Origin of the sequence: Methylobacterium oryzihabitans (assembly GCF_004004555.2) — a bacterium.
In the GTDB taxonomy this organism is placed as follows: Bacteria; Pseudomonadota; Alphaproteobacteria; order Rhizobiales; family Beijerinckiaceae; genus Methylobacterium; species Methylobacterium oryzihabitans.
Genome location: NZ_SACP01000062.1, coordinates 1 through 9,927, shown reverse-complemented (window position 1 = coordinate 9,927; position 9,927 = coordinate 1). Strand labels below are relative to the sequence as shown.

Below are 9,927 nucleotides of genomic sequence, written 5' to 3'. Positions count from 1 at the left end.
CTCTCTGGAGGGAGCAGGCTTTGGCGACGTTCCGGCGCAAGCGACACAGAACGAAACCTCGCTTCACTCTGCCGCCACCCTGGGCCTACGCCCTCTGCACCGCTGCCTGAATGGCCAAAGTCGAGCTGAGGCCTGGAACAAAAATCGAACATCGGGGCGCTCTTTGAGATCGTGAAACGTCAGTAATCGCAGAGACTTCCAGGAAGAGTGTTCCCCGCAGGCGCGGGGATGAACCGTAGGAGCCGACAACTCCGAGCTGCCCCTCTGCGTGCTCCCCGCAGGCGCGGGGATGAACCGCCCAGGGTCGAGATACCGCCGCTGACATGGCGGTGTTCCCCGCAGGCGCGGGGATGAACCGACGTCGAGGTCGGCAACCAGCCGGGCTCCGACGTGTTCCCCGCAGGCGCGGGGATGAACCGTTGGGCGCCGGGGTCAGGCCCTTGCGCCAGGAGTGTTCCCCGCAGGCGCGGGGATGAACCGGGCGAGTGCTTCCCGACCCAGGAGCAGCTGGCGTGTTCCCCGCAGGCGCGGGGATGAACCGCCTTACGGCAGGCTCTGGCGGCGGCTGCGGACGTGTTCCCCGCAGGCGCCGGGATGAACCGCAATGGGGCCTGATCGCGCCTCTCGCGGGCGCGTGTTCCCCGCAGGCGCGGGGATGAACCGCCGTCCTCGACGGGATCGATCCGGACGATTTCGTGTTCCCCGCAGGCGCGGGGATGAACCGGATCCCGGCTTCGCGCCAGTGCGGTCGGGCACGTGTTCCCCGCAGGCGCGGGGATGAACCGACCGGCACGTAGAGGCTGCCGGCGGCGCGCACGTGTCCCCCGCAGGCGCGGGGATGAACCGCTGAGAGCCTTCTCGGTCATGTTGAACACCATGTGTTCCCCGCAGGCGCGGGGATGAGCCGACGTTCTTCCAGCCGCTGCCGGCGGCACCGGCGTGTTCCCCGCAGGCGCGGGGATGAACCGGAATGGCACCTCGTCGCGATCCGTACCGAGATGTGTTCCCCGCAGGCGCGGGGATGAACCGGCCATTGCCGCGGCCGAGAGTGGGACGCAATGGTGTTCCCCGCAGGCGCGGGGATGAACCGCCGCACCACCGCCGCACCTTGCGCCAGCTTCAGTGTTCCCCGCAGGCGCAGGGATGAACCGATCCCGTTCAATATCGCGGACGGCGATAACGAGTTTTCCCCGCATCCGCGGGGATGAACCGCCCGGCGCTTCTCTCGTCGTGATGCGGATGACGTGTTCCCCGCAGGTGCGGGGATGAACCGGCCGGTGTGGTCGGGAGCGCCGCGTGATGTCCGTGTTCCCCGCAGGCGCGGGGATGAACCGCGACGCGACACGCAATGGCGCGGCCGAAGGCGATGTTCCCCGCAGGCGCGGGGATGGACCGCTCTGGATCATGATCCGGTTGGACGCGGAAGCCCTCGTCGAGGCCATCCGCGCTTGGCATGCCGTGTCCCGACACACGTTCGTGGTCTTCTCGGCGAGCCCCTCCCACAGCCCCAACGAGCAGGCGCCGACTCTCGCAGCGGCACGGAATGCCGCCGAACGGGCGGCAAACTGCATCACCGATCTCATCGGATTGAACGCCGTGCTGGCGCGCATACCCGCACGGCCACATCGCCAAAATCGGCCACATCCACGCCCAGCTAACGCATTGAAAGTCGGCACGTCTCGCCAGGTGGATTCTGCTCACATGCCGCCTCCGGTGCCCCCGACGTGCTCCAGCTCGACCCCACCCTGAAACCGCCCCTTCGCACAGCAAGCACGTCCACGGACGCTGCTGGTGACCACTTCACGGATCGGGCTTCGCCGAAATCTATAGGCCGGAAGCTCCACAGCGGCTCAGAACATCCAAGAGAGCTCGATCCCGTACAAGCTTGCCTGAGGCAGCCCAGTTACCCGGCTTGCGTACGCGATCTTATCCTCCCCCGCAGCCCCGAATTGTAGGCCCATGACCACCGGCATCATGGACACGACCACTAAAACGGTCCTCCAACCGTACGATGTAGCGCAGAGCTTCTTCTCAACTAAAAGAAAGAGCTACGCTCCCTACGAGCCCCGAGCCTCCACCGCTAGCCATGCGGGACGGGGACCGCCGGGTCAAACGCCGAAGGGCATCGGCAATAAGCGGCTCTGTGCAAGCAGAATCGCAGGATGGAGGGGACGGGTAGCCCCCAGACCTCCAGGACGACCCCAACGCCCCGCAGATCGAGCGGAGGGGTCCGTCAGCGCTGGCCGTCCACGGTGACGGGAAGCGGTGCATAAAGGCCGACAGCCCAACCCCGGCCTCCCTGTCGCAAGGTTGCACCTCGATCTGCCGGTCGACCGACGGCGTGGCTCGGCGCCGCCCTTGTCAGATGCGAGCGCCTGCGAGATGTGCCACTTGCGCACCCATTTCGTAGAAGACCTCTCGGAGCGCGCGGCGCGGGGCCATGGCCGGATCCGTAAGGGGAAGCGGCAGGTCGCCCTCGGCGAGGGTGCCGAGCAGTAGCTGGGCGAGACAGCGGCCGAACACGGTTCCGGGCGCGATTCCCCGACCGTTGTAGCCGCTGAATGACACGACGTTGCGACCGAGTCGGTGGAACCGGGGCAGGTTGTCCTCGGTCATGCCGATCTTGCCGTACCACTCCGTCTCGAACTCCACGCCCTTCAACTGCGGGAACAGCTTGGCGAGCGCCCTGCGCCCCCAGTCGCGATGGATGGGAGCGCCGGTGCCGCGCAACGCGCCCACGCTCCCGAACACCAGCCGTCCCTCCCTGTCGAAGCGGAACGAGCTGAGCACCTCGCGCGTGTCCCACGCGCCCTGGCGCTCGGGGAGGATGGACCGGCTCAGATCGTCGCCGAGCGGAGCCGTGGCCATGTTGAAATAAGGCAGGTGGACCTGCTCGCGGCGGATCGAGGGCCACACGCCGCTCGCATAGGCGTCGGTGGCCACGATCACCGATGCGGCCCGCACGGAGCCGCCCGGCGTGCGCAGGCGCCAGACCGCGCCGTCGTCCTCGGCCGCGATCACGGGGCTCCCGGTGAAGAGGGCGGCCCCGGCCCGCAGCACCGCTGTCGCGAGCCCGCGGGCGTAGGCCAGCGGCTGAATCGTCCCGGCCCGCTCGTCGAGCAGCGCCCCGGAATACGCGGCCGAGCCGACCTTGACGGCGGTCTCGTCGGCGTCGAGCAGGCGGACCGGCGCACCACGGGCTTGCCATTGGCGGGCGCGTTCCTGGAGCTCCGCCAAGCCCTTCCGGCCGACGGCGCAATGCAGGGTTCCCCGGCGTTCGGCTTCGCAGGCGATGCCATGCCGCTCGACGAGGTCGAAGACGACGCCGGGCGCGTTGCCGAGAAGGTCGAGCAGACGCGTGCCGTAGGTCTGACCGAGCGCCGCCGGCAGATCGTCGGGCATCACCCACATCCCGGCATTGACCAGACCGACGTTGCGGCCGGACCCGCCGAAGCCGACCCCGACGGCTTCGAGGACCGCGACCTTCGCTCCCCCTTCGGCCAGATGGAGCGCCGCCGAGCAGCCGGTATAGCCGGCGCCGACGACCGCGACGTCGGCCGACACGTCGCCCTCCAGCGGATGCGTCGCGGGAGCGGGAGGTGCGGAACGCTCCCAGAGACCATGGCTGCGCGGATCGTCGTTCATGCTGCTCTGCCCTTCGATCGTAGCTCCGACGCGGCGGCCGGAGGCGTTCACGCCTCCAGGACCAAGTCGCTGAGCGGCACCGCCTGGCAGGTCAGGCAGTCGCCCTCGTCGAGGTCGTCGCACTCGACGAGGTGGCGGACCTCGCCGGACCGGATCCGGACCACGCAGCTCTCGCATTGCCCGACCCGGCATCCGCTCGGGATCGCCACGCCCTCGCGCTCCGCGGCGGCGAGGATCGGGACCAGCCGCGGGCCCGGCGTCCAGGTCACGCTGCGTCCCGAGCGCGCGAACACGATGCGCCGCGGCTCGAGCCCGTCGGGTACCGGAGCGGCGGGAGACTGGAACCGTTCGGAGAAGATCTCGAACGGCGGTACGCCCCGCTGCAGCAGCGCCGCCTTCGCCTCCGCCATCATCGCGTCGGACGCGCACAGGTAGAAGCGCGCGCGCCGCCGCAGAAGGGCGGGATCAATGCTGTCGACGGTGAAGCGACCCGGGCGGTCGAACCGGTCTCCCGGCGCGGGGCGCGAGAGGTGCACCACGACCCGCAGGTTCGGCAAGGTCCGGCGCAGCACCTCCAGCCTGTCGCGAAACGGCTGGCGTGCTCCGTCGCGGCAGCCGTAATGCAGGGTGACCTCGGGCTCGCCCTCGCTGCCATTGAGGGTTTCGAGGAAAGACATGAATGGCGTGATGCCGATTCCGCCCGCGATGAGGACCACGGGGAACTCGTTCGTGAGCGGCAGGACGAAACCGCCCTTCGGCGCCTGCAGCTCCACCGTCTTTCCGGGTCGCAGCCGGCGCACGGCGCCGGAGACGAGCCCGCCCGCGATCTCGCGGACGGCGACATGGTACGCATCGGGCCGCGCGACGGCCGGCCCCGTCAGCGAGTAGGAACGGACCTGTCCCGCGAGACGCAGGCCGACGGAGTGTCCGGGCCGGACGCCCGGCAGAACCCCGCCATCCGCCGGCCGCAGCGCGAGGGCCACGTCGTCCTGCCCCTCCTCGCGCCGTTCCGAGACGACGAAGGATCGCCAGCCCTCCCAGGCCGTGGCCTCCAGCCGCTCCACGTCGCAGGTGAACGAGCGCAGGGGGAGCGAGCCGCTGAGAGGATCGCGCTGCGTCTCGGAGATCACCGCGTTGAAGCTCGAACCCACCGCTTGCTCCACCCGCGGCAGGTAGCCGGGGAGGCCGAGGTCGGGGGCGGGCTGCCACCAGCCGTAATCGCTCGCCACGACATCCTCGGCCAGGGCGTCGTCGAACGCGGCGCGCATGCGCAGCCGTCCCACGCTGGTGTGCAGAAGGACCCAGTCGCGCTCCGCGATTCCCTTGCGGCGGGCGAGGGCGGGATGGACCGCGACGGTCGGCTCCTCCCGCCGGCGGCGCAACGCCGTGATACCGCGGTCCTGGCTGTGGCGGAAATGGCCGTTGTTGACGGAGAACAGGGTCAGCGGGAAACGCTCGCTGCGCGCCTCGGCCGGCGGGACGTAGTCGGGGACGGCCGGGTATCCGTGGCGATGCAGCAGCTCGGAATAGAGCTCGGCCTTCCCGGTCTGGGTGGCGAAGCCGGTCCGGCGGTATTTCCGGTAGGCGTGCGCGAGCCGCACCCGAACCCCCTCCGGCCGTGCCCGCAGCGTCGCCACGTCGAGGCCGAGGGGCGCCAGGACGTGCGCGAAGCCCTTCTCGACGTCGCCTCCGAAGAACAGGTCGCCCATGCCCAGGCGCCTGGCCAGTTCAAAGACGATCCACATGTCCGAGCGCGCTTCGCCCTGGCGCGGGATCATCGCCGGGCGCAGTTGCACGCGCTCCTGCGCCTCGGGCGAGATCTCGAACCCGAGGCGAAGGGCCTCGTGCTCCCACGGGCTCGACACCGGCAGGACGATGTCCGCCATCTCGGCGGTGGGGTTGAGGAACAGGTCGCAATGGACCTGGAAGTCGAGCGCCGCGAGCGCCGCGCGGCCGCGCTCCGGTGCCGGGTGCGAGACCAGGAGGTTGGAGCCGAAGGCGAACAGCGCACGGACCCGGTACGGATGCCCGCCGAGCGCCGCGTCGTAGAAGTCGCTGGAGGTGATCCACCCGTCGGCGGGCGGCCCGATCGGCCGCCGGTCGAGCCCGAGCGCCCGGGCGCGGGTCTCGGCGGGGATCATCGCCATGGAGTGCAGCGGCGGCGTCGGCAGGACCGGCATCCGGACGTTGCCGCCGGGAGCGTCGAAATGCCCGGTAAGGGCGTAGAGCGTCGCGATGGCCCGCTCGGTCTGGGTGGCGTTGGTGTGCTGCCCGATCCCCGTCCAGCCGTGATAGCAGACACTTCCCGCCGCGGCGATCATGGAGGCGAGTTCCTCGATGTGAGCGGCGGGAATGCCGGTGATCGCCTCGGCGCGGGGCGGATCGTAGGGCGCGACGGCATTGCGGTAATGGTCGAAGGCCGGCCTGCAGTCGATGGAACCGGCGGCGCCCGGAACCGCGAACCGGCCCGTCAGGGCGGCGCCCGGCAGCCCGTCCGAGGCTGCAACGGCGCGACCGGACGCCTCGTCCCAGACCACGAAGCCCTCGCCCGCGAGGCCGAGATCGGCGGCGCGCAGGAACAGTCCGTCGTCCTCGCGGACCAGGAAGGCCGCGTTGGTCCAATGCCGCACGAAATCCGCGTCGTAGGCCCGGTTCGCGATCAGCCACCGGGCGAGCGCCAGGGCGAGGGCGCCGTCGGTGCCGGGGCGGACGCGCAGCCACAGGTCGGCGTCCCGCGCCGAACCGGCCCGGCGCGGGTCGATCACGGCGAGTCTCGCCCCCCGCGCCCGGGCGGCCCCGATCGCCTCCGCCTGCGCGAGCCAGACGTTGGCCGGGTTGTGCCCCCACAGCAGGATCAGATCGGCGCTGCGGTACTCGGCGGTCGGCAGCCCGCAGCCGAACGTGAAGGCGTGGGCGACGTCCTTGTGCCAGTTGCAGATCTCGGTCGAGAACACCGTGTTGGGGCTGCCGAAGCCGCGCACGAAGCGCTGCAGCCAGTCGATGCTGTCCGAGGTCGAGGACGAGGATCCCGACGTGATCGCGAAGGCGACCGATTCTGGGCCGGTCTCGGCCCGGTAGCGGCCGAGCGTCTCGGCGACCTCCGAGAGCGCCTCATCCCACGAGATCGGCACGAAGCCCGGATCGGCCGCCCCCTTCGGCGCGGTGCGGCGCAGGGGCGTGGTCAGCCGCCGGGCGGAATGGGCGATCTCGGGCGCCGCACGGCCCTTCGGACACAGTGCCTTGCCGGTGGGGTGGGACGGGTCGGGCCGCACGGAGACGAGGCGATCGTCCTCGACGGCGTAGACCGCCCCGCAGCGCGAGCGGCAGAGCGTGCAGAATCCGGGCTTCTCGGTCCGAGCCATGTCACCTCCGTTGCCGGCATCTGTGCTCACGAGGCGGCGCGTTGCCGCTCGGGACGCCCGTCGCCGAGGAGCAGCCTCGCGGCGGCGAGATCCTCGACCGCCGTGCCCACCGACTTGAACAGCGTCACCTCGTCGGCGGACAGGCGACCGGGCCGGGCGCCGCTCGCGAGCTCGCTCAGGTCGCCGCAGATGGACTCCGCGCTCCACAGCCCGGCCGCCATCGGCTGCAGCAGGTCGCCCGCCTCGGCGAGCGCGCCCGCATAGGTGTCGACGAAGACCCGTGCGCGCAGCACCGTCCGGTCGTCGCATTCGCGCATCGCCGGCGTGTAAGCGCCCACGAGGTCGATATGGGTGCCCGGCGCGATGTCGCGCCCGGCGATCAACGGCGTCGTGGAGGTGGTGGCGCAGCTCACGATGTCGGCCTCGGTGAGGGCCGCCGTCAGATCGCGGACCGGCGAGGCCGCGAAGCCCTCGCGGTCGAGGCGACCGGCGAGGGACGCGGCCCGGTCCCCGTCGCGTCCCCAGACCAGCACCCGCTCGATCGGCCGCACGGCGCGATGGGCGGCCGGAAGATGCGCGGCGACGTGGCCGGTGCCGACGAGGAGGAGCGTTCGGCTGTCCGGCCGCGAGAGATGGCGGGAGGCTAGTGCCGAGGCCGCGGCCGTGCGCCGGTTGGTCAACGCCTCCCCGTCGATGAGCGCCGTCGGCCGCCCGGTCCGGCCGTCGAAGAGCAGGTAGACCGACGAGACCGCGCCGAGGCCGTGCGCGGCGTTGCCGGGGAAGACGGTGACGAGCTTGACGCCGAGGGCGGCGCCCCGCTCCCAGGCCGGCATCGTCAGGAGGTGGCCCGGCGCCTCGGGCGCCCCGACGTCGTAGACCTGGCGGACGGGGGTCGGTTCGGCGCGGCCGCGGAAAGCCGTAGCGAGAGCCTCGACGAGACGCGGATAGTCCAGCCCGGTCTCGACCTCGGCGGCGGAGAAATGGTGCAGCACGCTCACGGCTTCCTTGAGATCGTCACTTGAGCGCGGTGATGCCGGTGCAGACCCAGACGACCTCCGCGTCGTCCTCGCTCACCGAGATCACGGCGTGACCCATCTTGCTGTCGAAGTAGATGCTGTCGCCCTGATCCAGAACGACCGGTTCGTAGAACTCGGTGTAGACCTGGACCCGGCCCGACAGGACGCAGAGGAATTCCTCGCCCTGGTGCCGGACCCAGCCCTCGAAGTCGTCGAGCCCGCGCGCGGTCACCCGCGCCTTGAACGGCAGGATCTCCTTCTGCGACAGGTCGGTCGCCAGCACCTCGTAGCGGTAGGCCGGGGACCGATGGATCTTCCCCTCGTCTCGGCGCGTCACGCTGCGACGCCCGAACGGCATGGTCTGGCGGCGGGTGTCGAACAGTTCGACGATGTCGAGCCCGGTGCCGCGCGTGATCCGCTGCAGCACGTCGTAGGTCGGGGACATCTGCCCGTTCTCGATCTTCGAGAGCGTCGAGCGCGCGACGCCCGTCCGGCGGCTGACGTCCTCCAGCGTCCAGCCGCGGTCCAGGCGCATGCGCCGGAGCCGCGAACCGAGTTCGTTCGTGCCCTCCTCCGGCTCGGCGGCCGGCATCGTGAACCGCGCCGGCAAGGCGGTCGGCACGGTCGCCACCGCTTCGCCGGTCTCGGCGCGAGGCACAGTCTTTCTCGTCAAGGGCAGCCTCCCGGCCTCGAAGGGGCGGCATTGGGCCGCCCGACGGGGTGTTACTTCTTCACAAGAGCACATTCGCTCTTCTCCAGCGGCAGGAAAGTCTGCTCGCCGGGCACCGTGGCGATCACCTTGTAGTAGTCCCAAGGGGCCTTCGACTCGGAGGGCTTCTTCACCTGGACGAGGAGCATGTCGTGGACCATGCGGCCGTCCTCCCGCAGCTTCCCGCTCCTCGCCAGGAAGTCGTCGACCGGCAATTCGCGCATCTTCGCGGCGACTGCCTTGGCTTCGTCGGTGCCGGCGGCCCGCACCGCCTTCAGGTAATGGGTCACTGAGGAGTAGACGCCGGCCTGGAGGGCGGTCGGCATCGCCTTGCGCGCCTCGAAGAACCGCTTGGCGAAGGCGCGGGTCTCGTCGTTCAGATCCCAGTAGAAGCCCTCGATGAAGGTGATCCCCTGGGCGGCCTGGAGCCCGAGGGCGTGAACGTCGGAGATAAACATCACCGGCGCGGTGAGAACCTGCCCGCCGGCGGTGAGGCCGAACTCGTTCGCCTGCTTGATCGCCGTCGTCATGTCCTTGCCGGCATTGGCCAGCATGACGACCTTGGCGCCAGAGGCCTGCGCCGGCAGGAGGAAGGCGGAGAGGTCGTTCGCCCCGAAGGGATGCCGGATCGTTCCGACGACCTTGCCGCCGCCCGCCTTGATGGCTTCCGTCGCGATCCTCTCCAGCGAATGGCCGAACGCGAAGTCGGCGGTCACGATGAAGAACGTGGTCTTTCCCTGGTCGATCAGCGTCTTGATCGGGCCGACGGCGTTCGAGTAGTTGTCGTAGACCCATTGCACGCCGGTCGGCGAGCACTGCTTGCCGGTCAGGTCGGTGCTGCCGGGCGACGAGAACAGCGCGACCCGGTTGGTCTCGCGCGTCAGTTGCTGGACGGCCAGCGCGATGGCGCTGTTGGTGACGTCGGAGATCGCGTCGACCTTCTCGTTCTCGATCCAGCGGCGCGCGATGCCGACGCCGACATCGGCCTTGTGCAGGTGATCGGCGCCGATGATCTCGATCGGCTTCCCGAGCACCGTCCCGCCGAAATCGGCCGCGGCCATCTGGGCCGCTAGCAGCCTGTCGGATTGGTATTTTGATCTGACGGGCGTGTCGTTTGCGGGGGTGGCGCGGGCCGTGAGGTCTCAGGCGTGGCACAAGCGGTGGAGGCGCCGGCAGTTGTAGGCGAGGGCGACGA

The 9,927-nt window shown here is 70.2% G+C and carries 5 protein-coding genes and 1 CRISPR repeat array; all 5 genes read right to left on the bottom strand.

The window, feature by feature from the left end; genetic code table 11:
- Positions 1-207 precede the first annotated feature (207 nt).
- Positions 208-1,395: a CRISPR direct-repeat array (repeat unit 29 nt; unit sequence GTGTTCCCCGCAGGCGCGGGGATGAACCG).
- Positions 1,396-2,361: 966 nt separating this feature from the next.
- Genes EOE48_RS28205 through EOE48_RS28185 form a run of 5 tightly spaced genes read right to left on the bottom strand, consistent with a single transcriptional unit; the run spans position 2,362 to position 9,793 of the window.
- A complete protein-coding gene (locus EOE48_RS28205; protein ID WP_127734190.1) occupies positions 2,362-3,645 on the bottom strand; it encodes an NAD(P)/FAD-dependent oxidoreductase in 1,284 nt (427 codons plus the stop codon).
- Between the two features lie 47 nt (positions 3,646-3,692).
- Positions 3,693-7,007 carry a molybdopterin-dependent oxidoreductase gene (locus tag EOE48_RS28200; RefSeq protein ID WP_127734189.1) on the bottom strand — a complete coding sequence of 1,105 codons (3,315 nt, stop codon included), beginning with the start codon at positions 7,005-7,007 and terminating at the stop codon, positions 3,693-3,695.
- Between the two features lie 26 nt (positions 7,008-7,033).
- Positions 7,034-8,005 carry a bifunctional Delta(1)-pyrroline-2-carboxylate/Delta(1)-piperideine-2-carboxylate reductase gene (gene lhpI / locus EOE48_RS28195; RefSeq protein WP_342791894.1) on the bottom strand — a complete coding sequence of 324 codons (972 nt, stop codon included), beginning with the start codon at positions 8,003-8,005 and terminating at the stop codon, positions 7,034-7,036.
- A 16-nt stretch (positions 8,006-8,021) separates the two neighbouring features.
- The gene (locus tag EOE48_RS28190) at positions 8,022-8,696 is read right to left on the bottom strand and encodes a helix-turn-helix domain-containing protein (protein WP_246155034.1); all 675 of its coding nucleotides are present in this window, start codon (positions 8,694-8,696) and stop codon (positions 8,022-8,024) included.
- Positions 8,697-8,746: 50 nt separating this feature from the next.
- Complete coding sequence (locus EOE48_RS28185; protein WP_246155033.1) at positions 8,747-9,793, bottom strand: ABC transporter substrate-binding protein; 1,047 nt, start codon at positions 9,791-9,793, stop codon at positions 8,747-8,749.
- Positions 9,794-9,927 lie beyond the last annotated feature (134 nt).

Bases quoted from the DNA above. Each gene is read 5' to 3' on its own strand.
- EOE48_RS28205 (WP_127734190.1), bottom strand. From the start codon at position 3,645: ATGAACGACGATCCGCGCAGCCATGGTCTCTGGGAGCGTTCCGCACCT.
- EOE48_RS28200 (WP_127734189.1), bottom strand. From the start codon at position 7,007: ATGGCTCGGACCGAGAAGCCCGGATTCTGCACGCTCTGCCGCTCGCGC.
- EOE48_RS28185 (WP_246155033.1), bottom strand. From the start codon at position 9,793: ATGGCCGCGGCCGATTTCGGCGGGACGGTGCTCGGGAAGCCGATCGAG.